Below are 24,523 nucleotides of genomic sequence, written 5' to 3'. Positions count from 1 at the left end.
CCGCGTCTGAAATGGCCCCCAGGATGAGGAGACATCCTGGGGGCCGTTCACGTCGGCACACGGCTACCGCTTGCGGGCCGCGTGCCGACGCAGGAAGGAGAGCAGCAGGCGGTTCCACACCGTGGGCTGCTCCCAGTGGGGGTTGTGGCCGGACTCGTCGACGACATGCATCCGCGCGTCGCACAGGTGCCCGGCGGCGAGGCGCAGGATCGACGGCGGGGTGTAGAGGTCGGCGTCACCGGTGACGAGCTGGATCGGGAGTGTGAGCGTCGCCAGGGCGTCCCAGGTGATCTCGTGCGCGAGGGACTGGGCGAAGGAGTCCGCGGTCCGCGCGCGGGCATTGACCGCCAGCCAGGCCGCCACGCCGTCGGGGTCGCCGGCCCGGTAGGAGGGGCCCAGTTCCCGGAAGTCCACGGGCAGGTCCTCGAAGGGCTCGGGCCGCAGCCCCTCGCTCAGTTCCAGGTACGCGGCGTCCCGCACCCCCATGACACTGCCGGAGACGGTGAGGCTGCGCAGCCGGCCCTGGTGCGAGAGGGCGTAGTCGATCGCGACCGGGCCGCCAGCGGCGGAGCCGGACAGGTGGAAGCGGTCCAGGCCGAGGTGGTCGGCGAGGGTGTCGAGGTCCCCGGAGGCCGTGTCGGCCTCCGCCCTGGTGCCGGCCACCGAGCCGTACGCGCCGCGCCGCGAGTAGCCGATCACCCGGTGTCCCGCCACGGCGAGGACCGGCTGCTGGTACGGCCAGCTCTCGCCGCTGCCCGATCCGGGGTGCAGCAGGACGACGGGTTCGCCACGGCCGCCGGTGTCCCAGCACCACAGGCTGCCGCCACCCGCCACGGGCACCTGGTGCTCGGTGGCCGGCGCCTGCTCGGGCAGCGGCACCGGCTCCCACGGCTCCGCGTCGGTGCGGGAGGCGGCCCGGGCGGTGGTGCCCGCGGCGGTGCCGGCCGTGGCCAGCGCGGCCAGGACGGCCGAACCGACCACGGTGCGTCTGCTGACGGACGGACGGGTTCCACTGTTCTTCTCCACTGTTTCCCTCCAGGATGTGAGGATCGCTGCGGCCAAGTGCCCGTGGCGCCTGCCGAAACCGTCGACCATCGCGTCAGCTGTCGACAGCTGACGACAACAGAAGATGGATCGGCCCATGAGGGCGCCCGGGAGTGCGGTAGTGTCGACACCGTTGTATCGACTGTGAAATCTGCGAAAGAACCGATCACACAAGGGGACACGGCGCATGGCCGGTCAGGACATGGACCTGGTGCTGGAACGTCTGCTGCGACTGAGGGACCGGCGTGAGCCGCTGGTCGCGCAGATCGCCGGATGGGTCGGGGCCGGCATCATCGAGGGCCGGCTGGAGCCGGGGCAGGACCTCAACAGTGTCGAGCTGTCACGCCGGTTCGACACCAGCCGCACCCCCGTGCGTGAGGCCCTGATGCTGCTGGAGCAGGAGGGCCTGGTCGAGATGAAGGCCCGGCGCCGGCCCCGGGTCGCCGCCCCGTCCCTCGCCGAGATCCGGGACACCTACCAGGTACGCAGGCATCTGCTGTCGATGCTCGCCGGACTGCTGGTCGAGCGGGCAGGTGACGAGGAGCTGGCCGAGCTGCGCACCCGGGTCGAGAAGATGCGGGAACTGGCCGACGCCGGGGACGTGGACGCGTACTTCTGGAGCCATGTGCAGCTGCAGGAGCGGATGACCGAGATCGTCGGCAACACCACGCTGAAGCAGATCCTGGACTCCCTCGCGCTGCGGACATTGATGCTGCGGCACCTGAGCCTGACCCGGCCCGGCCGTCTCGCCTACAGCGTCGACGACCAGGAGCGGCTGATCCAGGCGTGCGAGGAGCGGGACGGCGAACTGGCCTCGGCCCTGATCGCCGGCGCGACCGTACGGGCGCTGCGCGCGGTGGAGGACCAGATAGCGCAGGACTCCGGGGCCGACCGGAAGCCGGCCCGCAAGCGGCGCGCGAGCGCCTGAACGCCACCTGGTCCGGGGCGGCCTGTCCGGGGCTACTTGGCCAGGACTCCGCCGTCCACGGGGAAGTTGCCGCCCGTGACCCACGTGGACTCCTGCGACACCAGGTAGACCGCGCACCAGGCGATGTCCTCGGGCCTGCCGACCCGTCCCAGCGGGATGCGGTCGAGCAGGGCCCGCTGGGTCGCGCCCTCGTGGGCGCCGGCCGACTCGGTGGCGGGGGTGCGGACCATCCCGGGCGAGATGGTGTTGGCGCGGATGCCGAGCGGTCCGCCCTCCACCGCGAGTTGCCGGGTCAGACCGAGCACGGCGGCCTTGCCCGCGCAATGGGCGACCATGCCGAAGTTCCCGCTGCCGCGGAAGGCGTTGACGGAGGCGAAGTTGACGATCGAGCCGCCGCCGGACGCCCGCAGATGGCGCCAGGCGGCCTGCACCGGCAGGAAGACGACGTCGACCTCGCCGCGCATGGTCGGGGTCCACTCCTGGTGGTAGTCCATGTCCGCGGCGGTGGCCATGTGCGGGGCGATGGCGCCCGCGGTGACCAGCGCGTCGATCCGGCCGTGCCGGGCGTACACCTCGTCCGCGAAGTGCCGGGCGTCGCCGGGGTCGGTCATGTCGAGCGGGCCGATCACGTCCACGGCGAGTCCGCGGTCGGCGGCGAGCTTGCGGGTACGTTCGGCCGCCGCCGGGTCGATGTCGCAGCCGACGACGGTCGCGCCCTGCTCCGCGAAGAGCAGGGCGCAGCCCTGGCCGATCCCGGCACCCGCGCCGGTGACGAGGGCGACCTTGCCGGAGAGCCGGCCGGTGGCGGGGGTCCGGGCGGGCTCGGGGTGGGGTGCGGTCGTCACATGTCCTCCTGAGTACGGCGGTCCGGGGTGGCGAATCTCCCCCACGCCCTTTCCTAGTGTCGACAGTATGGCCCAGTCAAGCACTTCATGGCCACAGAATGACGAAACTGTCGACAGAAGCTGCCGAGTGCGGCATGCTCTCGCGGTGGCTCCCCGTACATACGCCTCTGGCTCACCTCTGACGCATACCTCTGGCGCATACCTCCGAGAGGACCCCCGTATGAAGCTCAGCCGCACCTACCGCGCTGCTCTGGCCGCCGCCGGATCGGCACTGATGCTGGCCTCCGCCGGTGCCGCCGCCGGGACCGGCGGCCCCGCCCACGGGCCCAGCTGCCCGTGCGCGTTGTCCTACGTGCAGCAGCCCGGCGCCTCGGCCACGACGTCCACCAACCCCCGGCACGTGGTCTTCGCCGATCTGGACGGCGACGGCCGCCAGGACCTCGTGGCCGCGAATCTGGAGGGCGACTCGGTGACGGTGCTGCTCGGCCGGGGCGGCGGGACGTTCGCCCCGGGCGCGACCTACGCCGTCGGCACCCACCCCTACGAGACCGTGGTCGCCGACTTCGACGGCGACCACCACCCCGACCTGGCCACCGCCGACTTCGGTGGCGCCCAGGTCAGCGTGTTGCGCAACAACGGCGACGGAACGTTCGCCGCCGCCACCGCCCTGGACGTGGGCACGGCGCCGCGGGCGCTGGCCACCGGTGACCTCGACGGCGACGGCCACGCCGATCTCGTCGTCGCCGAACAGGGGCCGAACTCGGTGCGGGTACTGCTGGGCCGGGGCGACGGCACCTTCGAGGACCGGGGTGACACCCCGACCGGCGGCCAGCCGCACGGCATCGTCGTGGCCGACTTCGACGGCGACGGCGCGGCGGACGTGGCCACCGCGAGCGTCGGCTCGGACGGGGTGAGTATCCTGCTCGGCGACGGCACCGGGGCGCTCGGCGCCCCGGCCGACCAGCCGGCCACCGCCCGCCTCTACTCCCTGACCCAGGGCGACTTCGACAAGGACGGCACGGTCGACCTGGCCTCCGTCAGCAACGACTCCAACACCCTGGACGTCCTGTACGGCAACGGGGACGGGACCTTCCGGGCCGCCGTCTCCCTCACCACGCCGGCGCTGCCCGTCGCGGTCGCCTCGGCGGACCTGGACCGCGACGGCACCACGGACCTCATGGTGTCCTCGCTGAAGGGCAACTCCGTGACGGTCTACAGCGGTTCGGCCACCGGAACACCGCGGCAGACCGCCGAACTGACCGCGCCGGGCGCGTACGACGCCGCAGCGGCCGACCTGAACGGCGACCGCGTACGGGACATCGTGGTGGCGAACAGCACGGGCGGGCAGGTGGACGTCTTCAAGGGGCGCTGCGGGTAGCGGCCTCGGCGGGCCCGCGTGATCCACGACAGCGATCGTTCGACTGCCCGGCTACGAACCTGTGGTCGAGCCCGCCGGCAGCTCCACCTCCAGGGCGACCAGGAATCGGGACACCATGCTGTACGCGGCGGCGGTGGCGGTCAGTTCCACCAGTTCGGCCGGGGTGAAGTGGTCGCGCAGCGCGTCGAAGACGGGGGCGGGGACGTGCACGTGCCGGGTCATGGCATCCGTGTAGTCGATGACCCGGCGCAGGCGCTCGTCCAGGGCCGGGTGCACCCCGGCGTGCTCGTCGCGGACCGCGTCGAGCTGGGCGTCGCCGAGTCCCGCGGCGCGTGCGTCGCCCTCGTGGGAGGCCCACTCGTAGTCGGCCCGGTTGAGGACGGCGATCCGCAGGATGACGAGTTCGCGGACGTCGGCGGGGAGGGTGATGCGCTGCCGGATCGCGCCGAGCAGGCTGTTCCAGCCGTCCGCCAGCTGCGGGCTGTGCAGCAGCATCCGGTCGAGGGGGCGCAGGCTGCCCCCGCGCCGTTCACAGATGCGGGCGGCGATGTCCCCGTCTCCGTCGGTACCCGGCAGTCGTGCCACGGGGTTTGTCCTCTCTCAGTACTTACGGGCAGTGCTTACGGGCAGTGCTTGCGAGCAGGGGTTACGGGCGGGCGGGGCGGCGCAGGACGTCCTGGCGTACGGATGCACCGAAGACCAGGGCGGGGGTGGTGTCGGGGCCGGTGAAGCGCGGCCAGGACGGCAGTCTTGTGCCGTTCGGATCGCCCGACGTCACGAAGCGCGCCCAGGTGTCGGCCAGTAGCGCCGCCAGGCGCCGGTCGGTGCCCTGCCAGCGCCAGGTGGGGCGCTGGGCCAGGTTGTCGAGTACGTAGGGGAGTTCGGCGGTGTGGTGGACGCCGAGGTCGGGCAGTCCCGGTGGCAGCGGGGGACGGCGGGCGAAGCGGTACATCCACACCGGCGAGGTGCCGGTGTCGCGGTGAGTGCGGGCCCAGTGCCATACGGGGCCCACGAACCGGGCGTCGCCGACGGCCCCGGCGTCCTCGCCCGCCGCGGCGTACACCGTGCCCTCGTCCTCGTTGGTGCCGACCAGCAGCGGGACGTCGTGCTGGCGGCCGGACGCGAAGACGTCGTCGGTCGCCTCGGTCAGGACCCGGCCGTCGACGACCGGCCCGAAGTGGCCGCGTACGACCAGTTCGACGCCCGAGACGCGCCGCAGCGCGCCGATGTCCCGGCCGCCGAACCCGTCCGCGTAGGCCAGTCCCCCCTTCTGGGCGTCGGCCTGTGTCGGGAGCGGTCCCTCGGCCCGGCCCACGCCGGAGGCGCTCTGCCCGAGGGCGGCGCGAAAGAGCGGGCGGGCCGCCCGCGCCGCCATGAGGTGGCAGATGTGCGCGGCCCCGGCGGAGTTGCCGGCCAGGGTGATCCGGTCGGGGTCGCCACCGAAGGCCGCTATGTTCTCCTTCACCCAGGTCAGGGCGGCGACGATGTCGAGCAGGCCGTAGTTGCCGGACGCGCCGCGGTCGTCCTCGGCGGCCAGCTCGGGGTGGGCGAGGAAGCCGAGCGCGCCGAGGCGGTGGTTGAGGGTGACGACGACCACGCCCCGGCCGGCCATGGACCGGCCGTCGTGGATGTCCTGCGAGCCGTGCCCGTAGCGGTTGCCGCCGCCGTGGATCCAGACCATGACCGGCAGTCCGGTGCCCGGCGCGGGGTCGAGTGTCCACACGTTGAGGTAGAGGCAGTCCTCGCTCATCACCAGGGCACGCCGGTCGGCGAAGTTGGTGTGGTACATGACCGAGTCGGCGGGGGGCTGGGGCTGGAGGGGCGCCGGCCCGAAGGTGTCGGCGCGGCGTTCACCGTCCCAGGGCGCGGCGGGCCGGGGCGGTCGCCAGCGCAGGTCGCCGACCGGGGGCGCGGCGAAGGGAACGCCGCGGAAGACGGCGACCGGGCCGTCCCACTCCCCCCGCAGCCGGCCGGCGGCTGGGCGGGCGCGCGGGTCGGGCCCGCCCCCGGTCGCGGCGCTCACACCGACGCCTTGTGGAGCACGCCGTCCTTCATGATCGTCGTCAGCCGGTCGCGGTCCTGGAGGATGCGGATGTCGTCCAGCGGGTCGCCGTCGACGAGGACGAGGTCGGCGAGGAAACCCTCGCGGACCAGGCCGAGTTCGTCGCCCATGTCCATGACCTGCCCGCCGTACTGTGTGGCGGCGCGCAGTGCCTCGGCGGGGGTGAAGCCGAACCAGTCGACGAACAGTTCCAGGTCGCGGGTGTTGCGGCCGACCGGGTTCCAGGCGAAGCCGTAGTCGCCGCCGGGGACGACGCGGATGCCGCGCCGGACCAGTTCGGGGACGACCTGCTTGACCGCCTTCTGGGTGGCCTCGACCTCCATGCCGGGCTCGGGTTCGCTGTCGGCCTCGTGCAGGTTGGCGTGGATGATGCCGGGGGTGGGGGCGACGAACAGGCGGTCCTTCGCGGCTTCGAGGAGGTCGAGGGCCTCCTCGTCGGCGAAGGTGCAGTGGTAGACGGCGCGGATGCCGTGCCGGACGGCCATCTTGACGGACTCGGCGGCGTGCGCGTGGGCGGTCAGCCACACCCCGCGCCGCCGGGCGGTGGCCGCGGCGGCGGCGACCTCCTCGTCGGTGAACTGCACGATCCGCGAGGTGCCCTGCACGACCGCGCTCTCGCCCGACAGGGACAGCTTCACGATGTCGACACCCAGGTCAGCCATCTCTCCGACGAAGTCGCTCACCGAGTCCGGGTCGGAGGCCCGGTCGTCGATGCCGGGGAAGTCGTAGACGCCCGGTTCGCGCATGCCCGCGGTGCCCTCCCAGGAGGCAGCCTTGAAGCGCGGTCCCGGCATCCAGCCCTCCGCGAAGGCCTTGCGGGCGGCGAGTTCGGTGCGAGGCAGGCGGTTGCCGCCGGAGTAGGCGCTGGTGATGCCGTGGTCCAGCAGGACCCGGCCCGCGTGGGCCACCAGCAGGGCCTTCTCCTCGTCGGGCTCGTCGCGGCGGCGCGACATGTGCTCGGTGGTGGAGCCGAAGCCCAGGTGGGTGTGGGAGTCGACCAGGCCGGGGATGAGGGTGCCGCCGCCCCCGTCCACCACCCGGGCTCCCGTCCGCCTGGCGGCCGGGAGCTGCGGGGCGACGGCGGTGATGCGATCGCCCTCGACCAGGACCTCCGCGGGGAAGGGGTCGCGGCCGGTGCCGTCGAAGACCCGGACGTCGGTGAAGACGGTCGTGTCGCTCATGGTGCGCTCCTGAAGGTGTGCCGCATCTCGCCCAGTCCCTCGATCCTGCTGACCAGGGTGTCACCGGGACCTATGAAGCGCTGCGGGGTGCGGCGGTTGCCGACGCCCGCGGGGGTGCCGGTGAAGATCAGGTCGCCGGGGCGCAGGGGACAGATCGCGCTGAGGTGGGCGACCAACCGGGGGATCGGGAAGATCATGTTCGAGGTGCGGTCGTGCTGGACGACGTCCCCGTTCAGTTCGCAGGTGAGTTCCAGGTCGTCGCGGCCGGCGAGGGCGCCGGTGCCGACCAGTGCGGGGCCCACCGGGCCGAAGCCGGGGAAGGACTTGCCCAGCGAGAACTGGGCGGGGCGGCCGGCGAGCTGGGTGATCCGCTCGGACAGGTCCTGTCCCACGGTCAGCGCGACCACCGGGTCCCAGCCGTTCTCCTGCGGCACGCGGTGGGCGTCGCGACCGATGACCGCGACCGCCTCCAGCTCCCAGTCGACATGGCCGGGCGGCAGGTCGATCGTGGTGTACGCGCCGGTGAGGCAGGTGGGGAACTTGGTGAAGACCAGCGGTTCGGCCGGTTCCTCGTACCCCGCCTCGGCCGTGTGCGGGCGGTAGTTGAGGGCGACGGCGAAGATCTGGCCCGGCGCGGGCACGGGCGCGCGCAGGTCGGACTCCTTGTACGGCACGGCCCTGGCCGGATCAACGTCGGCGGACCAGCGCAGCAGGGCGTCCCACTGGTCGAAGAGGGCGGCCGGGTCGGGGTCGAAACCGCCGGTGGCGACGGGGACGGCGCCGTCCCCGGTCAGCAGGGCGATCCGGCCCGCAAGGTTGGCGATGCGCATGGCCTCACACCCACTGTTCGGCGGGCGGCTCGGGCGTGCCGTGCGCGTCCTGCCAGGAGACGACCCGGTTGCGCAGCACGCCCAGCTTCTCGATCTCGGCCTCGACGACGTCGCCGGGCCTGAGGTAGTTGGCGAACGGGTCCTCGGTGCTCGCGGCGACACCGGCGACGGTGCCGGTGGTGACGATGTCGCCCGCGCTGTAGGTCTGCGGCGAGTGGTAGGCGACCAGCTGGGGGATCGACACCGACATGCGGGAGGTGTTCGACTTCTGCCGGACGTCGCCGTTGACCCGCAGTTCCATGTCCAGGTCGTGGGGGTCGCCGATCTCGTCGGCGGTGACGATGTACGGGCCGATCGGGCAGAAGGTGTCGATGGCCTTGGAGAAGGAGAAGACGCCGGACTCCATCTCCCTGCGCTGGATGTCGCGCGCGGTGATGTCGTTGAAGACGAGGTAGCCGGCGATGTGCTCGACGGCCTGCTCGGCGGTGAAGAACTTGCCCGGCTTGCCGATGATCACGGCGAGTTCCAGCTCGTAGTCCAGTTCCCGGGTCAGGTTCGCCGGGTACACGATCGGGTCGTCGGGGCCGACGATCGCGTCGACGTTCTGGAAGAACACGATGCCCTTGTTGACCGGGTGGGACCAGTCGACGCGTTCCAGGTCCTCGTGGTGCTCGCGGAAGTTTCCGGCGGTGTGGAAGAACTTCTTCGGCACGATCGGTGCCCGCAGCCGCACCTCGGCGAGGGGGAACGTCCGTCCCGTCTCGCCGGCTGCCCGGCCTTCGCGCTCGAAGAACTCCCGGGTGGACGGAACGTCGAGTTCCACCACCGTGTCGCCGACCAGGCGCCCCACGAGTCCCGCGTCGAACGTCACCAGTTTCATCAAGGCCTCCGTGTCACTGCTGCCACTGCTGCACCCTTAACTGTCGACACTCAGCCTGCACGATCCCGTTATTCACGTCAATGACGTCAGCACACCTACGAAGTGTGGACACCTTGATTCGGTGTCGACTACGGTCCCGAGGTATGAAGACGATGTGGAACTTCTCCGGCACCCGTGCGCTCGTCGCCGGTGCGGGAGGGATCGGCGGTGCTGTGACAGCGGCGCTCGCCGACGCCGGAGCCGATGTGGTCGTGCTGGACCGGGACGCGGGGCAGTTGGCCAGGCTGTCCCGCGCGCCCGCCGACGGAACCGGGACGGTGCACGGCCTGACCGCCGACCTGACCTCCGCCGACGCCTGCCGTGCGGCGGTCACCGAGGCCGCCGAACGCCTGGGAGGCCTCGACGTGTTCGTTCACGCGGTCGGCCACAACGACCGCAGGCCCGTCCTGGAGACCCCCGACGAGGTCTGGGAACGGATCGTCGCCATTAACCTGAGCAGCGGCTTCTGGCTGGGCCGCGCGGTCGGCGCCCGCATGGTGGAGCAGGGGTACGGCAGGCTCGTCTATCTCTCCTCGGTGTCGGGCCGGCTCGCCCACCGGGACCACGCCCCGTACGCGGCCACCAAGGGCGGCGTCAACCAGCTCATGCGGGTCATGGCGCGCGAGTGGGCGCCGCACGGAGTCACCGTCAACGCGGTGGCCCCCGGCTACACCGAGACCGACCTCACCCGCGCCCACCTGGCCAAGCCCGGCATGCGCGCCTCCCTGGAGGCACTGGTCCCGGCCGGTCGCCTCGGACTCCCGGACGACCTGGTCGGCCCGACCCTCTTCCTCGCCTCCGCCGAGGCCGCGTTCGTCACCGGACAGGTGCTGTACGCCGACGGCGGCCGGACCCTCGTATGACCCACCCCCTCGCGCACCCGCCTCTCACACCCCTTCTCCCCCACTGTCGAACGGAGTCGTCATGACCACCTCCCAGCCGTCCCGGTCCACTCAGCCCTCCCAGCGCTTCATCGGCAAGACCGTACTGGTCACCGGTGCCGGTACCGGGTTCGGTGCCGAGATCGCCGTGCGGGCCGCCCAGGAGGGCGCCGATGTCGCGGTCCACTACCGCGGCTCCCTCGCGGGCGCCGAGGCGACCGTCGAACGGATCACCGCCCTCGGCCGCAAGGCGTTCGCCGTCCAGGCGGACATCGCCGAGCACGGGCAGATCACGCGCATGGCCGACGAGGTGTGGAGCCGCTTCGGTCGGCTCGACGTCGCGGTCAACAACGTCGGTGACGTGGCCCGTGCGCAGATGTCGTGGCGGGACATCACGGAGGAGTCCATCGACCACGTGCTGGCGGTCGACGTGAAGGGCACGCTGCTGTGCACCCACGAGTTCGGCGCGCGGATGCTGGAGCAGGAGGGCGGCGGCACCATCGTCAACATCGGCTCCACCGTGGTGGCGCGGGGCAGCGCGCGGGCCCCGCAGTACGCCGCCGCCAAGTACGGGATCATCGGCCTCACCAAGTCCTACGCGCACGCCTTCGCCCCGGCGGTGCGGGTGAACGTCTTCGCCCCCGGCTTCATCGAGACGCCGGCCACGCTCGGGCGGGACGACTGGCAGAACGGACGCGGTGACCAGCTGCGGAAGCTGACGCCCATGGGCCGGATCCCGGGGCCGGAGGAACTGGCCGGCGCGGCGCTGTTCCTGGCCACCGAGGACGCCCACCACATCACCGGCGGGTTCCTGATCGCCGACGGCGGCTACAACATGATCGGCGCCTGAGCCGCAACACCCCCACGGCATGTGTGGAGGCGGCCCGGGATCCCCGGGCCGCCTCCGCACATGCCGTGCCGTACCTACTTGCGGTCCAGCAGCTCGATCAGGTTGCCGTAGGGGTCGGTCACGAAGGCCATGCGGGCGCCGGGGCGGGGCGCAGCGCGGGGCGGCATGCTCTCCCCCGCGCCGGCCCGCACCAGGCGGGCGTACTCCGCGTCGACGTCGTCCACGCACAGACACATGTGGCCGTAGCCGAGCGTGGCCGCCGCCTCCAGGGGGCTGTCCGCCGCGGGGCCCGGCCGGGCCGAGGGGCGGTGCAGCAGCTCGACGCGGAATCCGCTGTCGTGCAGCAGCATCACCCCGCGCAGGTCGGTGCCCGGGATCGCGAACACGGGGGCGGCGGTGAGGGCGAGTGCCGTGGCGTACCAGGCGGTGGCGGCCTCCAGGTCCGGGACGCAGAGGCCCACGTGGTCGAAGCGCGTCGTCATCCGCCGAGCCCCGCCGGGTCCGTCTCGCGGGCCGCCTCGCCGGGTTCGGCGGGTTCCGCGGGTTCGGCGGATGTCCCGCCGGCCGTCGGCGCCTGCGCCGCGCGGATCAGGGTCAGTACCCGGGTGCGCAGCTCGGTGAAGCGGGCGTCGGCCCGGGTGGTGAGCTGGTCGCGGTCGGGGCCGAGGTCGACGGCGAGGTTGTCGACGACCGTGGTGGGCCGGCCGCCGAGGACGACGACCCGGTCGCCGAGGTAGACGGCCTCGTCGATGTCGTGGGTGACGACGACGACGGTGATGCCGAGCTTGGCCCGCAGCGACAGCGTCAGGTCCTCCAGGTCGAAGCGGGACTGGGCGTCCACCGATCCGAAGGGCTCGTCCATCAGCAGCACGGGCGCCTCGTAAGCAAGGCCGCGGGCGATGGAGACGCGCTGCTGCATGCCGCCGGAGAGCTGCCAGGGGTACTTGTCGCCGACGCCCGCGAGGCCGACGGAGTCCAGGCACTCCTCGGCGCGCTCCGCGCGGGCGGCGCGCTTGACGCCCATGCCCTCCAGTGGGAAGGACACGTTGTCCCGCACCCGCATCCAGGGCAGCAGGGAGCCCCGGTAGTCCTGGAAGACCACCGCGATGTCGGCGAGCGGCTTGGTGACCGGCAGGTCGCCGTAGCGGACGGTGCCCGAGGTGGGCCTGGTCAGACCGGACAGGCAACGCAGCAGGGTGGTCTTGCCAGCGCCGGAGGGGCCGACGACGCAGACGAACTCACCCGGGTCGACCCGCAGCGACAGACCTTCGATCACCCGGTGTTCGTCCGCGCCGTGGCCGAAGGTCTTGCCGACGTCCTCCACGACCAGGCTGGATCCGCCCGTCTTCATGTGTCGCTGCATGATGTGGTGACCTCGTTCCGGGTGCGGGACTTGGTCCGCCGGGTGCGGGGCGGACGCTGGTGATACCAGCCGAGCAGCAGGTACTCGGCCGCGAGGAGCAGCACGCTCAGGCCGTAGCCGAGCATGCCGATGAGCACGGTGCCGGCCCAGGTCTCGGGAACGGCGAAGTCGGAGCCGCTCTGGAGGATGAAGTGGCCGAGGCCCACCGGGGAGCCGTAGATCTCGCTGACGACCATGAGGACCACGGCGATGGACAGGGAGACGCGGACGCCGGCGAAGATCTGCGGCAGGGCGCCGGGCAGGACGACCTTCAGCAGGCGCAGCCGCAGGGGGATGCGGTAGCTGCGCGCGCTCTCGTGCACGGCTGGGTTGACGCCGCGCACGCCGCTGACGGTGTTGAGCAGGATTGGCCAGAGCGAGCCGAGGGCGATCAGGAAGATCTTGGGGCCCGAGCCGATGCCGAGGGCGAGGATGACGACGGGGACGAACGCCACCGTCGGGGTCGCGCGGGCGAAGTCCAGCAGCGGGGCGAGCGCCTGCCGCAGCAGCGGTACCTCCCCGATGACGAGCCCGGCACCGACACCGACGGCGGTGGCGACGGCCAGGCCCAGCACGATGTTCTTCAGCGAGTACAGCAGGTCGCTGACGAGGCCCTCGTGCAGGAGCTGGTCCCACAGGGTGGCGAGGACGTCGGTGGCGGGCGGGAAGTAGAAGCTGGTGCTGCCCGCGGTGGCGAGCAGCAGGACGGCGACGGCCAGTACGGGCAGCCAGAGCTGCTTGAGCGCGGACGTCCAGAAGGCGCCCGGGGTGGTCTGGGACATGGTGCCTCTCCCCGCCTCAGTCGGTCTGCGCCGGCGGTCGCCAGCGCAGCAGCCGGCGTTCGGCGAACTGGGACAGCAGGGTGATCGTGTAACCGATCGCGCCCGCGGTGAGGATGTACGCGTACGCCTGTGCCGACGCGCCGCCCTGCTGGGCCTGGACGACCTCGTGGCCGATACCGGGCACCGTACTGAGGACCTCGACGCCGATGGCGACCAGTACGGACGTGGTGGCCGCGAGCCGCAGCCCGGTCATGATCGAGGGCGTGGCACTGGGCAGGACGACCTTGCGGAACCGCAGGTGCCGCGGGACGCGGTAGCTGTGGACGGTCTCGGCGATCATCGGGGTCACGGCGCGGGCGCCGTACTGGGCCTGGAGGAGGACGGGGAAGACGCAGGCGAGGAAGACGACGGTGCTCTTCATCGTCGGAGTCGAACCCTGCACCAGCAGGAAGACCGGCAGCAGCGCGATGACGGGGAACGAGCGCAGTACGTCCACGAGCAGCCGGGACGACTGCTCGACCGCGGCGTACGTCCCCGTCACCAGGCCCAGCGGTACGCCCACCACGACGGCCACGACGAATCCCGTGACGGCGCCGTTGAGGGTGTCGCCCACCGCCTGCCAGTAGGTGGACGTGCCGAACAGGTCGGGGAACGCGCCGAACACCGGCACCGGGCCGGGCAGGGCCGTCTCGCTCACGAGGCCGGCTGCGGCGATGCCCGCCCAGACGAGGAGGGCCGCGAGGACGGCGGAGAGCTGGAGCAGGAGGAGCCCGCGTCGTCCCGGTTGCCCGACCGGGGCACGCCGGGCGGGGCGTGCCGCGGCCGGGGGCGGGCGCCGGCTCGGAGTGAAGATGGCCATGGTGTACCTCTGCCGTGTGTCAGTTCTGCCGTGTGTCAGTCGCCGGTGACGGTCGGGGCCTGGTCCCAGTAGATGGCGTCGTCCTTGGGGGCGCTGCTGAGCAGGCCGTACGCGTGCATCTTGGTGATGACGGTGCGCATCATGGTGGTGTCGATGGTCTTGTCGTAGACCGAGTTCTGGGAGTTCTCGATGTAGTCCGCGGACAGCTCGGTGTACTTCTTGTCGATCGCCTTGACCGAGTCGGGGTTCTCGTTGGCGTAGGTGATGGCCTTGGCGACGGCGTCGGTGAACTTCTTCGCCGTCTCCTCGTTCTTCGACAGGTACTCCTGGCTGGCGAACAGTACGCCCTGGGTGAGTCCGGGCAGGTCGTTCATCCCCTGCCCGATCGAGGTCAGCCCGGCCTGCTTGCCGGCCGCGTAGAAGGCGCCGAAGGAGAAGACGGCGTCGGTCTTGCCGCTCTGGGCTGCGTCGGTCAGCGAGGTGGTCGGCAGGGAGACGAACTTGATTTCGCCCGGGTCACCGCCGGCCTGCTCCGTCAGGTACTCCACGGCGAACTGGACGGTGCCACCGAGCGCCGACAGGCCCACGGTCTTGCCTTCCAGGTCGGCGAAGGACGTGATGGAGCTGCCCTTCTTGACCAGCAGGCCGTCGGTGGGGTCGATCTCGTCGGTGGCGTTGACCAGTCCGGTCGCGATGCGGATCGGCATGTCCTTCGCCGCGCCCTTGAGGAAACCGGAACAGTCCGTCATCGCGAACTGGGCCTCGCCGTTGAGGACGGACGGCGCGTTCTGCGAGGTGTCCTGGGCGCCGGCCTTGATCGTGACATCCAGTCCGGCGTCGTCGAAGTAGCCCTGCTGCTGGGCTATGTACAGGGGCTCGAACAGCGCGCCGTTGGAGCGCAGCACGGTGATCTTCGAGCTGTCGTCGCCGGAGGCGGCGGAGGAGGATCCGGAGCCGCAGGCGGCGACCGGGGCGGTGACGGCGAGCGTCACGAGGGCGATGGAGAGACGGCCCAGCGGGTTTCTCGTGCGCTTCGGCATGAGTAGGTGCTCCTTTGCACGGTAATGCACAGTGATGCACGGCAATTGCGGCTCGGGGCGGGGCGGCAGGAATGGGCGTCAGGGACGACGGGCGACGGCGTAGGCGGTGGTGGACTCGGCGGGAGTCATGTAGGTCCGGAAGAGTCCGTCGGGGTCGTACGCGGCTCGGATCTTCTCCAGGCGTTCGGCGTTCTCGGCGCTCAGGCCGAGGTCGAAGCGGTCGGCCACGTTGTTGTCGGAGAACTGCAGGCCCTTGGAGAGGTGCTGGACGGCGGCCAGGGAGCCGTGCGCCCAGTTCTCATGCGCCAGGTCCTTGGCCGGGTCGCTCCAGCCGGCGTTGGGCGAGAGGTAGGCTTTGGCCTGCGCGGACCAGCAGGCGTCGGGGCGCGGCGGGTAGTGGCCCCACAGCATCCACAGCACGAAGCCGTTGCCGGCGGGGATGCCGTCGAACACGGGCGCCGCGGCGGTGAGGATCTCCTCGACGGGCCCTTCGGCCCACAGGCCGTCCACGGCCCAGCGCAGCCCTTCCGGGTTGAGCCGGTCGGCGATGTCGTACAGCTCCTCGATGGTGGTCTCCTGGCCGACGAGGGCGCGCAGGGCCCGGTCGCGGAAGGGCGCGTCCTCCAGCGGGGCGAGGGCTTCCGGGCCGTGCTCGGGGGTGCAGAAGGCGGTGGCGGTCAGGGAGACGGTCCGGGTGTCGAGCCCGGGGGTGAAGCCGACCTTGGCGGAGAACTCGACGGTGGTGGGCAGGGTGTCCAGGAGGTCGTAGGCCCAGGCCAGCACCTCGTCGCGCAGGTCGAGCGGGTAGCTGTGCACGGTGCGGACGATGGTCGTGGGGCGCTCGTACACGCTCAGGTGGAAGCGGGTGACGATGCCGAAGAAGCCGGGGCCGCTGCCCCGCGCCGCCCACAGCAGGTCGGGGTGGGTCTCGTCGGTGGCGTGCACCAGGGTGCCGTCGGCGAGGACCACGTCGACGGCGCGGATGCCGAGGCAGGCCGGCCCGAGGTGGCGGGAGTTCCAGCCGTAGCCGCCGCCGAGGATGAAGCCGCCGATACCGACGGTGGGCGCGTGGCCGGTGGGGAAGAACAGCCCGTGCGGGGCGAGTGCCTCCTGGACGGCGGGGCCCTTGGCGGACGGCTGGACGGTGGCGGTGCGGGCGGCGGGGTCGACGGTGATCTCCTGGAGGAGGGAGAGGTCGACGAGGAGCCCGCCGTCGCGCACGCCGTTGCCGACCCAGCTGTGGCCGCCGGAGCGGACGGAGACCCGGTGCCCCTCCTCGTGGGCGAGCCGGACGGCCCGTACGACGTCCCGCTCCTGTTCGGCGAGGACGATGACGTCGGGGAACCGATCGGGCTTGCGGGCGTTCCACACGGCGCCGAGGCGGGCCTCCTCGTATCCGGTATCACCGCGGCGGATGACGGCTCCGCGCATATTCTGGGCAGACATCGGTTCGGATGACGCCGACAACTCAGACAACTCAGACTCCTTTGATGCAGACACCTGACGTTACTGTCGACAGAAAATGACGGTCAAGGGTCAATACGGCGCCAGTTGCGACTTTCTGTCGACACTAGGCGGTTCTCTCGGCGCGCCGTCGGACAGCGAGCGCCGTGGTGGACTCTTCAGGGGACAAGTAGGTGCGGAACAGCCCATGCGGGTCGTACCGCTCCCGCAGCCGCTCCAGCCGCGCGGCCTGCTCCGCCCGGAGCCCGTGGTCGGGCCGGTCGGCGGGGTTGGCGTCGGCGAACTGGGTGCCGTGGGCGACCGGGTCGAGGGCCCGCAGCGAGTCGTGCGCCCAGGTCTCACCCAGCAGGTCGTCGGCAGGGTCGCGCCACACGGCGTTCGGCGAGAAGTACAGCCGGCCCTGGGTGGACCAGCAGGCGTTCTCCCGGGTGGGCTGCCCGCCCCAGAGCATCCACAGCAGGAAGCTCTCCCGGGTGGGAATCCCGTCCAGCACCTCCTGCCCGGCGTCGAGCACCCGCTCCACGGGCGCGTCGGTCCACACCCCGTCGACGGCGTAGCGCCGCCCCTTGGGGGTGAGGCCGTCGGAGAGGGCGTACAGGTCGTCCAGGCTCGACGGACGGCGTTCGATCCGGCGCAGGGCGTGGCGCAGGAAGGGCGCCCTCTCCAGGGGTTCCAGCATCTCGGGGCCGTCCTGCGGGGTACAGAAGGCCGCCGCCGTGATCGTCGTCGTCGGCCGCTCCACTCCCGGCGTGCAGGCGACCTTGGCCGACAGCTCCAGCGAGTCGGAGACCTCGGGCACGGTGTCGTAGCTCCAGGCCAGCACCTCGTCGCGCAGCTCGTGGGGGAAGACGTACGCGCTGCGCAGGATCTGGTCGTAGGCCGGGTGGACGCGCAGGTGGAAGCGGGTGACGACGGCGAAGAAGCCGGGGCCCGCGCCGCGCACCGCCCACATCAGGTCGGGGTGGGTCTCGTCGGTGGCGTGCACGAGGGTGCCGTCGGCCAGCACGGCGTCGACGCCCTCCACGCTGAAGCAGGCGGGGCCGAGGGCGCGGGAGTTCCAGCCGTAGCCGCCGCCGAGCAGGAAGCCGCCCACGCCGACGGACGGGCAGTGCCCGCTGGGGAAGACCAGACCCTCGGCGGCGAGCAGGGCGTTGAAGCGGGTGCCCTGGACGGCCGGGCGGACGGTGGCCCGACGGTTCGGGGCGTCGACGACGACCTCGTCCAGAGCGGAGAGGTCGATCAGCAGGCCGCCGTCGCGCACCCCGTTGCCGATCCAGCTGTGGCCGCCGGAGCGCACGGAGACCCGCAGGCCCCGGGCGACGCCCCAGCGCACCCCCTCCTGGACGTCCCGGTCGCCGGCGGCGACGAGGATGGCGTCCGGACGGCGGTCGGGTTTGCGCTCGTTCCACACGGCGCCCAGCCGCGCCTCCTCGTAGCCGTGGGCGCCTCGGACCAGGAGGCGGCTTTCGAAGTCGGTCATGTCGGCTCCTTGTACGTGTACGGGTCTGCCGGACCGGACGGAGCGACCGGGACCGGCGGGAAGTCGAACAACTCCGCCGGGCTGTCGACCAGGAGGCGGCGCAGCAGCTGCGGATCGGGGGCGATGTCGGCGAGGAGGTTCACCAGCAGTCCGTCGTCGGGGGCCGCGCCCTCGATGTTCACGTGCGGGTAGTCGGTGCCCCACACCACCCGCTCGGGTGCCTGCGCCAACAGGGAGGCGGCCAGCGCGACGGCGTCGGCGTAGGGCGGGCCCTGGCGGGAGATCCGGTCCACGCCGCTCACCTTGAGCCACACGTCTCCGGTGTCGAGCAGGGCGCGCAGGCTGCGCAGGGCGGGGCTGCGGGGGCCGTCCGCGAGGTTCACGCGCGCGAGGTGGTCGATGACCACCCGGCCGGGCAGGGAGCGGATGAGGTCGGCGTGGTCGGCGACCCCGGAGCCGGTGACATGGAGTTCGGCGGCCCAGCCGAGGCCGTCCACCCGCTCCAGGACGGAGTCGATCTCCTCGCGGGTGGGGGCGGTGCGCAGATGCGGCAGGAAGTTGAGCCGGAAGCCGCGGACGCCCGCGCGGTGCAGCTCCTCGATCTCTGCGCGAGTGGTCGCCGGGCCGATCAGGGCGATCCCGCGCAGCCGGCCGGCACCGGCTGCCAGGGCGTCCAGCAGGACCCGGTGGTCGGAGCCGTTGCAGGACGACTGGACGACGACCGCGCGGGAGAGCCCCAGATGGCTGTGGAGCGCGGCGACCTGCTCCTTGGGGGCGTCGACGGGAGTGAAGGTGCGCTCGGGCGCGTAGGGGAAGACGGCGGACGGGCCGAGGATGTGGCAGTGCGCGTCGCAGCTCCCGTGCGGCAGTACCAGGGAAGGCCTGCGCGGGGCGGGGTGCGGGGGCGGGCAGCCGGGCGAGGGCGCCGCCTGGCGCACGACGGGTTCAGTCACAGCGGGCCGTCATTCCACCGTCGACGACTATCTCGGTGCCGGTGACGAAACGGGCCTCGTCGGAGGCGAGGAACAGCGCCGCGTACGCCGTGTCCCGGCCGTCGCCCATGAACCCCAGCGGGATACGCGCCTGGCGCTGGGCGAGGAGCGCCGCCACGTCCCCGCCGGCGCGCTGGTGGGCGAGGCGGGCCTCGACCATCGGGGTGTGCAGCTGGCCGGGGACGACGGTGTTGACCCGAATGCCGTCGGGCGCGTACTGGACGGCCGTGACCCGGGACAGCTGGACGACGGCCGCCTTGGCCGCCGCGTAGCCCACCTGCGCGGCGCCGGTCCAGCGCAGTCCAGAGGCGGAGGCGGTGTTGACGATCGAGCCGCCTCCGCCACGCCGCATGATCGGCACGGCCTGCTTGCAGGCGAGGAAGGCGCTGGTGAGGTTGGTGCGGAGCTGGCTGTCCCAGTCCTGCGGGGAGAGTTCGGCCACTCCCCCGGCGCGGGAGCCTCCGACGTTGTTGACCAGGATGTCGATCCGGCCGGCGGCGCGCTCGGTCTCCTCGAAGTACTCCCGGACGGCGTCCGGTTCGGTCACGTCCAGCAGGTGGGTGAAGACCTCTCCGCCCTCCTCGCGGATCTGCCGGGCGGTGACCTCCAGCGCGTCCTTGTCGCGGTCGGTCAGGTACACGGTGGCGCCTTCGCGGGCGAAGACCACGGCGGTGGCGCGGCCGTTGCCCCAGCCCGGGCCGACACTGCCGGCGCCGCTGATGACGGCGGTTCGCCCGGCAAGGCGGCCGGACCGCGCGGGGGGCTCGTCGTGGGTCACGGATGTCTCCCTCGGTTCGGGTCGTGCGGGTGCGGTGCGGGTGCGGTGCGTTCCGACTGCCGAGAGTTTCACCTAGTGTCGACAGAAAGTAAACATATTCGAAGAAACATGCAGCTCACTCTGCGCCCCAACCGCGTCATGGCGATCATAGTGTCGACAGCAAAGGAGGTGCGGTGCTTGAATGGCGCACAGCAGGACCGTTGCCGAGACAGCCGCCCGGAGGACCCATGGACAAGCCGGCCGTGTTCACCGACGAGGAGGTCTCCCGCTTCCGCGCGGAGCTGGCCGCCGCCCGCGAGCCGGGCGCGTACGAGCCGGGCCGCTGGTCGGTGAGCCCCCTCAACCGCCGTGCCGAGGTGCGGGGCCCGATGCCCGACTCGGTGCGCCTGCGCGACGCCACCCTGCGGTCGGTCGAGACCCTGCCGGGGGTCGTCGCCTCCACCGCGGCGAAGGAGGCCTATCTGCGCCGGCTCGTCGGTGCCGGTGTCCGCGAGGTCGTCACCGCCGGGCTCGCCGGCCGCGACGACAAGGCGCTGCGCACCGAGGTGGAGGTCATCAAGGGCGAGAACGCCGACTGCCGGGCCGTGCTGCCGCTCCTGCGTACCGTGCGGGACATCGACCGCGCTGCCGACGCCGGTTACGACGGGGTGCAGATCTGGGTGCAGGGCCTGGGCGAGGCGTCCCTCATCTACAACCCGGCCGTCTACCAGCAGGCGTGGCGGGGCGAGGAGTGGCGCACCCGGGACACCTCGCGCGGCCGGGCGGGCGTCCTCGCCCGGGCCGTGCCCCTGATCCGCCACGCCCACGACCGCGGCCTGGACGTGATCGTGCCGATGCTGATGGTGTCGTACCTGACCGAGGAGGTGCTGGAGGAGTCGGTCGCCGTGCTCACCGGCGCGGGCGCCACCGAGCTCACCCTCTTCGACGGCCCCGGCGCCATGAGCCCCGAGGCCTATGCGCAGCTCGTCGCCCGAACCAAGGAACTCGCCCCCGAGGTGCAGGTGGGCCTGCACCCGCACAACACCTTCGGGCTGGCGGTCGGCTGCGCGGTCGGCGCGGTCCGGGCCGGCGCCGACGTCGTGGAACTGTCCGTCAACGGCTACTGCGGCGGCCCCGGCAACGCCGATCTCGCCGCCACCGCCATGGCCTTCGAGACGCTGTACGGGGTGAGCACCGGGATCAGAACCCGGCGGCTGACGGAACTGGCCCGCGCAGGAGAGGAACTGACGGGCTATCACCTTGCCTGGAACCACCCCGTGACCGGCACGAACGCCTTCTCCTGGGGCGGGATGGACCTCATCACCCAGGAAACCGCCGTCGACCCACTGCTCCACAACTGCCTGGAGCCCACGCTCGTCGGCAACGCCCGCAAGGTCCCCTTCACCCCCGACAGCGGCCCCTACACCCTCGCCGACAAGCTGGCCGCGCTGGGTGTCGACACCACGGTCGAGCAGGTGGACGAGGTGCTGCGGCGGGCCCGCGCGCTCATGGCGCGCGAGGGCCGGCTGCTCACCGACGCGGACCTGGCATCGTTGGACCGCGAGGTCGCGGACGGGACGGGGACGCGGCCGTGACCGCACCGGACTCCCCCGGCCGGCTGCCCCTGTCGCGCCCCGACCGGCTCTCCCCCGAACAGCGCGCCCTGTACGAGGAGATCACCGGCGGCCCCCGCGCCGCGGGCCCCCGGCTCTTCGACCTCACCGACGCCCACGGGCATCTGAACGGGCCCTTCAACGCCATGCTGACCAGCCCCCGGCTGGGCGGCGCGCTCCAGGCCCTGGGCTCGGCCATCCGCTTCGGCACGCACCTGCCGCCGCGGGTGCGCGAGACCGCGATCCTGGTGGTCGCCACCGTGTGGGACAGCGCGTTCGAGCGGTACGCTCACGAGGCCGTGGGCGGGGCCGCGGGACTGACCGAGGACGAGCTGCGGACGCTGCGCGAGGGCGCCGACCCCGGCTTCACCGACGCCTTCGAACGCGCCGCCTGGTCGGCCGCCCGCACCTTCGCCGCCCGCCCGGACGGACTCGACGACGCCTGGTACACGGCGGCCCGCGCCGCCCTCGGCGAGGCCGCCCTGTTCGAACTGTCCACGCTCGTCGGCTACTACGCCACCCTCGCCCTGCAACTGCGTCTCTTCGACGTCCCCGCGCCGACGGCGCCCGTCCTGGACAAGGAGCCCCAGCCGTGAACAAGGTCTGCGCGAGTGCCGCCGAGGCGGTGCACGACATAACCGACGGGTCGTCACTGGCCGTCGGCGGGTTTGGCCTCAGCGGTGTGCCGGACGTCGTGATCGGCGCGCTGTACGAGCAGGGCGCCACCGGGCTGTCGGTGGTGTCCAACAACTGCGGTGTCGACGGGGCCGGGCTGGGCGTGCTGCTCGCCGACCGCCGCATCGTCCGGGTGACCGGTTCGTACGTCGGCGAGAACAAGGAGTTCGCCCGGCAGTACCTGAGCGGGGAGCTGGAAGTCGAGCTGCTGCCCCAGGGGACGCTGGCCGAGCGGCTGCGCGCCGGGGGCTGCGGCATCCCCGCCTTCTACACGCCGGCCGGCGTCGGCACCCAGGTCGCCGACGGCGGGCTGCCCTGGCGGTACGCCCCCGGCGGAGACGGTGTCGCCCTCGCTTCCCCTCTCAAGGAGAGCCGGGTCTTCGCCGATCGGACGTACGTCCTGGAGCACGGCATCACCACCGACTTCGCACTCGTACGGGCCTGGCGCGGCGACCGCCACGGCAACCTGGTCTTCCGCGCTGCCGCCGGCAATTTCAACCCGTTGGCCGCGATGGCCGGCCGGGTCACGGTCGCGGAGGTCGAGGAGCTGGTCGAGCCCGGGGCACTCGACCCCGGCCAGGTGCGGGTGCCCGGCGTGTTCGTACAGCGGATCGTGCCCCTGACCCGCGAGCAGGCGACCGCGAAGAGGATCGAGAAGAGGACGGTGCGAGCCTGATGGCCTGGACCCGTGACCAGATGGCGGCCCGTGCCGCCCAGGAGCTGACCGACGGTTCGTACGTGAATCTGGGCATCGGCCTGCCCACCGCGATCCCCGGCCATCTGCCGACGGGCGTGCACATCACCCTGCACTCCGAGAACGGCATCCTCGGCACCGGCCCCTACCCGCGCGAGCACGAAATCGACCCGGACCTGATCAACGCCGGCAAGGAGACGGTCACCGTGTTGCCGGGTGCCTCCTTCTTCGACTCGGCGCTCTCCTTCGGCATGATCCGCGGCGGCCACATCGACACCGCTGTCCTCGGTGCCCTTCAGGTGTCCGAGGCGGGCGACCTCGCCAATTGGGCCGTGCCCGGAAAGATGATCAAGGGGATGGGAGGTGCCATGGACCTGGTGCACGGCGCCCGCCGGGTCGTCGTCCTGATGGAGCACACCGCCAAGGACGGCAGCCCGAAACTGGTGGAGCGCTGCACGCTGCCCCTGACCGGCCGGGCGTGCGTGCACCGGGTCATCACCGACCTCGCGGTCCTGGACATCACACCGGCCGGTCTCGCGCTGCGGGAGACGGCGCCGGGGGTCACCGCGGACGAGGTCGTCGCCCGCACGGCCGCCCCGGTGCGCGTGGACGGCCCCGCCGGCACGGCGGACGCTCCGGCCTCACAGACCATTCCCAGCTCCTGCCCATCGCGCTGAGGGGGAGCCCGGCGGCGTGCAGGCGGATGCCGAGGCGCCGGCCGCCCTCGACGGCGCACTCCAGGAGCACGCGTGGAGCCCTCGCGGCAGCGCGGGTCTGCTCGCCGGGGCCCTGTTCCAGGACTCGCCGCCGTCGGTGCGCGTGCCCACCGCGGCGCTCCGGGACCCCAAGCGCATCGAGGACGCCGCCGGAGCCACGCTCGATCAGCTGCTCTGGTGGGGCTCGGTGTTCCGCGACGCCCGCCGCGACCGCCCACGGGTCGCGAACCAGTGACCCGACACCCGGGGGCGCACGAAGGTCAGGTCGACGTCCGTTCGCCGCCAGCGCGGGCGTGGCCGGCCCGCTGGGATGGAGGCATGAACACGGAGACGAACACGATGACGAACACGAACCCCCTCGCCCACTTCCCGGCCCCCCTGTCCGGCCGCACCGCCCTCGTGACCGGCGGCAGCCGGGGCATCGGCGCGGCGACCGCCCTGCGGCTGGCGCGGGAGGGGGCGGACGTGGCCCTCACCTACGTGAACGGCAAGGACGCGGCCGAGGACGTCGTACGGGCCGTCGAGGCGCTGGGGCGCCGGGCAGTTGCACTGCGGGCGGACTCCGCCGACGCGGACGAGGCGGCGGGGGCGGTCGAGCGGGCCGCGCAGGCGTTCGGGGGCGGCCTCGACGTGCTGGTCAACAACGTGGGCCTGGGGCTGCTGGGCCCGCTGGAGAGCATGTCCCTGGCCGATGTGGACCGGCTGCTGGCCGTGAACGTCCGCGGTGTCTTCCTGGCCTCCCAGGCGGCCGCGTCCCGCATGTCCGAGGGCGGGCGGATCATCACCATCGGCACCTGCATGTCCCAGCGGGTGCCGGGACCGGGCGGCACGCTGTACGCGATGAGCAAGTCGGCGCTGATCGGGCTGACCAAGGCCCTGGCCAGGGAGCTGGGTTCGCGCGGGATCACGGCGAACATCGTGCACCCGGGGCCGATCGACACCGCCATGAACCCGGCGGACGGCCCCTACGCGGACGGGCAGGCGGCCATGACGGCGCTGGGCCGCTTCGGCACGGCGGACGAGGTGGCGTCCACGGTGGCGTACCTGGCGAGCGCTTCGTACGTCACGGGCGCGGAGTTCGCGGTGGACGGCGGCCACGCGGCGTAGCAGTCGCCCGGGGGCGGCGCCGAC

The 24,523-nt window shown here is 72.3% G+C and carries 26 protein-coding genes; 10 read left to right on the top strand and 16 right to left on the bottom strand.

The genetic code is table 11. From position 1 onward, the window contains the following. Positions 1–63 precede the first annotated feature (63 nt). Positions 64–1,026 carry an alpha/beta fold hydrolase gene (locus KUM40_RS10670; RefSeq protein ID WP_217165498.1) on the bottom strand — a complete coding sequence of 321 codons (963 nt, stop codon included), beginning with the start codon at positions 1,024–1,026 and terminating at the stop codon, positions 64–66. Between the two features lie 205 nt (positions 1,027–1,231). On the opposite strand from KUM40_RS10670, the gene KUM40_RS10665 reads away from it, so the two are divergent. Beyond that, complete coding sequence (locus KUM40_RS10665; RefSeq protein ID WP_217165496.1) at positions 1,232–1,972, top strand: GntR family transcriptional regulator; 741 nt, start codon at positions 1,232–1,234, stop codon at positions 1,970–1,972. A gap of 32 nt (positions 1,973–2,004) precedes the next feature. On the opposite strand, the gene KUM40_RS10660 is transcribed toward KUM40_RS10665, so the two are convergent. Then, a complete protein-coding gene (locus KUM40_RS10660; protein WP_217165494.1) occupies positions 2,005–2,817 on the bottom strand; it encodes an SDR family NAD(P)-dependent oxidoreductase in 813 nt (270 codons plus the stop codon). Positions 2,818–3,037: 220 nt separating this feature from the next. On the opposite strand from KUM40_RS10660, the gene KUM40_RS10655 reads away from it, so the two are divergent. Further along, the gene (locus KUM40_RS10655) at positions 3,038–4,195 is read left to right on the top strand and encodes a VCBS repeat-containing protein (protein ID WP_217165492.1); all 1,158 of its coding nucleotides are present in this window, start codon (positions 3,038–3,040) and stop codon (positions 4,193–4,195) included. Positions 4,196–4,246: 51 nt separating this feature from the next. On the opposite strand, the gene KUM40_RS10650 is transcribed toward KUM40_RS10655, so the two are convergent. The 5 genes from KUM40_RS10650 to KUM40_RS10630 all read right to left on the bottom strand — a co-directional run bounded on the left by KUM40_RS10650 (position 4,247) and on the right by KUM40_RS10630 (position 9,148). Then, positions 4,247–4,780 carry a carboxymuconolactone decarboxylase family protein gene (locus tag KUM40_RS10650; RefSeq protein WP_217165490.1) on the bottom strand — a complete coding sequence of 178 codons (534 nt, stop codon included), beginning with the start codon at positions 4,778–4,780 and terminating at the stop codon, positions 4,247–4,249. Between the two features lie 61 nt (positions 4,781–4,841). After that, complete coding sequence (locus KUM40_RS10645) at positions 4,842–6,218, bottom strand: carboxylesterase/lipase family protein (protein WP_217165488.1); 1,377 nt, start codon at positions 6,216–6,218, stop codon at positions 4,842–4,844. Then, a complete protein-coding gene (locus KUM40_RS10640; RefSeq protein WP_217165486.1) occupies positions 6,215–7,438 on the bottom strand; it encodes an amidohydrolase family protein in 1,224 nt (407 codons plus the stop codon). Before KUM40_RS10640 ends, KUM40_RS10645 begins: the two co-directional genes overlap by 4 nt. Then, positions 7,435–8,268 carry a fumarylacetoacetate hydrolase family protein gene (locus KUM40_RS10635; protein WP_217165484.1) on the bottom strand — a complete coding sequence of 278 codons (834 nt, stop codon included), beginning with the start codon at positions 8,266–8,268 and terminating at the stop codon, positions 7,435–7,437. Before KUM40_RS10635 ends, KUM40_RS10640 begins: the two co-directional genes overlap by 4 nt. Before the next feature lie 4 nt (positions 8,269–8,272). Next, positions 8,273–9,148, bottom strand: coding sequence for a fumarylacetoacetate hydrolase family protein (locus tag KUM40_RS10630; protein ID WP_217165482.1), 876 nt, complete (start codon positions 9,146–9,148; stop codon positions 8,273–8,275). A gap of 143 nt (positions 9,149–9,291) precedes the next feature. Here KUM40_RS10630 and KUM40_RS10625 point away from each other — a divergent pair, with 143 nt between their 5' ends. Both KUM40_RS10625 and KUM40_RS10620 read left to right on the top strand, forming a co-directional pair. Next, entirely contained in the window at positions 9,292–10,050 is a 759-nt protein-coding gene (locus tag KUM40_RS10625) for an SDR family NAD(P)-dependent oxidoreductase (RefSeq protein WP_217165480.1), read from the top strand. A gap of 61 nt (positions 10,051–10,111) precedes the next feature. Continuing rightward, entirely contained in the window at positions 10,112–10,918 is an 807-nt protein-coding gene (locus KUM40_RS10620; RefSeq protein WP_217165478.1) for an SDR family NAD(P)-dependent oxidoreductase, read from the top strand. A gap of 74 nt (positions 10,919–10,992) precedes the next feature. Here KUM40_RS10620 and KUM40_RS10615 read toward each other — a convergent pair whose 3' ends face one another. From KUM40_RS10615 to KUM40_RS10575, 9 genes are all read right to left on the bottom strand, one after another. Continuing rightward, positions 10,993–11,400 (bottom strand): VOC family protein, encoded by a 408-nt coding sequence (locus tag KUM40_RS10615; RefSeq protein WP_217165476.1) that lies wholly within the window; start codon positions 11,398–11,400, stop codon positions 10,993–10,995. Next, complete coding sequence (locus KUM40_RS10610; RefSeq protein WP_217165475.1) at positions 11,397–12,281, bottom strand: ABC transporter ATP-binding protein; 885 nt, start codon at positions 12,279–12,281, stop codon at positions 11,397–11,399. Before KUM40_RS10610 ends, KUM40_RS10615 begins: the two co-directional genes overlap by 4 nt. Next, a complete protein-coding gene (locus KUM40_RS10605) occupies positions 12,266–13,102 on the bottom strand; it encodes an ABC transporter permease (RefSeq protein ID WP_217165473.1) in 837 nt (278 codons plus the stop codon). Before KUM40_RS10605 ends, KUM40_RS10610 begins: the two co-directional genes overlap by 16 nt. 16 nt (positions 13,103–13,118) lie before the next feature. Beyond that, a complete protein-coding gene (locus tag KUM40_RS10600; protein WP_217165471.1) occupies positions 13,119–13,961 on the bottom strand; it encodes an ABC transporter permease in 843 nt (280 codons plus the stop codon). Between the two features lie 35 nt (positions 13,962–13,996). Then, the gene (locus KUM40_RS10595) at positions 13,997–15,001 is read right to left on the bottom strand and encodes an ABC transporter substrate-binding protein (protein WP_217165469.1); all 1,005 of its coding nucleotides are present in this window, start codon (positions 14,999–15,001) and stop codon (positions 13,997–13,999) included. A gap of 78 nt (positions 15,002–15,079) precedes the next feature. Continuing rightward, positions 15,080–16,447 (bottom strand): FAD-binding oxidoreductase, encoded by a 1,368-nt coding sequence (locus KUM40_RS10590; RefSeq protein WP_254394899.1) that lies wholly within the window; start codon positions 16,445–16,447, stop codon positions 15,080–15,082. Between the two features lie 124 nt (positions 16,448–16,571). Next, positions 16,572–17,945, bottom strand: coding sequence for an FAD-binding oxidoreductase (locus KUM40_RS10585; RefSeq protein WP_217165467.1), 1,374 nt, complete (start codon positions 17,943–17,945; stop codon positions 16,572–16,574). Next, entirely contained in the window at positions 17,942–18,898 is a 957-nt protein-coding gene (locus KUM40_RS10580) for an amidohydrolase (RefSeq protein WP_217165465.1), read from the bottom strand. Before KUM40_RS10580 ends, KUM40_RS10585 begins: the two co-directional genes overlap by 4 nt. After that, the gene (locus KUM40_RS10575) at positions 18,891–19,715 is read right to left on the bottom strand and encodes an SDR family NAD(P)-dependent oxidoreductase (RefSeq protein WP_217165457.1); all 825 of its coding nucleotides are present in this window, start codon (positions 19,713–19,715) and stop codon (positions 18,891–18,893) included. The genes KUM40_RS10580 and KUM40_RS10575 overlap by 8 nt, the downstream gene beginning before the upstream one ends. A 227-nt stretch (positions 19,716–19,942) precedes the next feature. Between KUM40_RS10575 and KUM40_RS10570 the strand changes: the two genes are divergently transcribed. The 6 genes from KUM40_RS10570 (at position 19,943) to KUM40_RS10545 (ending at position 24,499) form a co-directional block, all read left to right on the top strand. Continuing rightward, positions 19,943–21,289, top strand: coding sequence for a hypothetical protein (locus KUM40_RS10570; protein WP_217165455.1), 1,347 nt, complete (start codon positions 19,943–19,945; stop codon positions 21,287–21,289). Next, positions 21,286–21,903 carry a carboxymuconolactone decarboxylase family protein gene (locus tag KUM40_RS10565; RefSeq protein WP_217165453.1) on the top strand — a complete coding sequence of 206 codons (618 nt, stop codon included), beginning with the start codon at positions 21,286–21,288 and terminating at the stop codon, positions 21,901–21,903. Before KUM40_RS10570 ends, KUM40_RS10565 begins: the two co-directional genes overlap by 4 nt. Beyond that, positions 21,900–22,658 (top strand): CoA transferase subunit A, encoded by a 759-nt coding sequence (locus KUM40_RS10560; protein ID WP_217165451.1) that lies wholly within the window; start codon positions 21,900–21,902, stop codon positions 22,656–22,658. The genes KUM40_RS10565 and KUM40_RS10560 overlap by 4 nt, the downstream gene beginning before the upstream one ends. After that, on the top strand, positions 22,658–23,353 hold the full coding sequence (locus tag KUM40_RS10555) for a CoA transferase subunit B (protein WP_217165449.1): 696 nt from the start codon (positions 22,658–22,660) through the stop codon (positions 23,351–23,353). The genes KUM40_RS10560 and KUM40_RS10555 overlap by 1 nt, the downstream gene beginning before the upstream one ends. A gap of 16 nt (positions 23,354–23,369) precedes the next feature. Next, the gene (locus KUM40_RS41200) at positions 23,370–23,627 is read left to right on the top strand and encodes a hypothetical protein (RefSeq protein ID WP_254394898.1); all 258 of its coding nucleotides are present in this window, start codon (positions 23,370–23,372) and stop codon (positions 23,625–23,627) included. An 83-nt stretch (positions 23,628–23,710) separates the two neighbouring features. Then, positions 23,711–24,499: an SDR family oxidoreductase gene (locus KUM40_RS10545; protein ID WP_254394897.1), complete on the top strand. Its 789-nt coding sequence runs from the start codon at positions 23,711–23,713 to the stop codon at positions 24,497–24,499. Positions 24,500–24,523: the final 24 nt, after the last annotated feature.

It is taken from the genome of Streptomyces sp. AC512_CC834, assembly GCF_019049325.1.
Classification (GTDB): Bacteria; Actinomycetota; Actinomycetes; order Streptomycetales; family Streptomycetaceae; genus Streptomyces.
The sequence above is the reverse complement of the archived record's forward strand: the minus strand, read 5'-3'. Positions and strand labels throughout refer to the sequence as shown.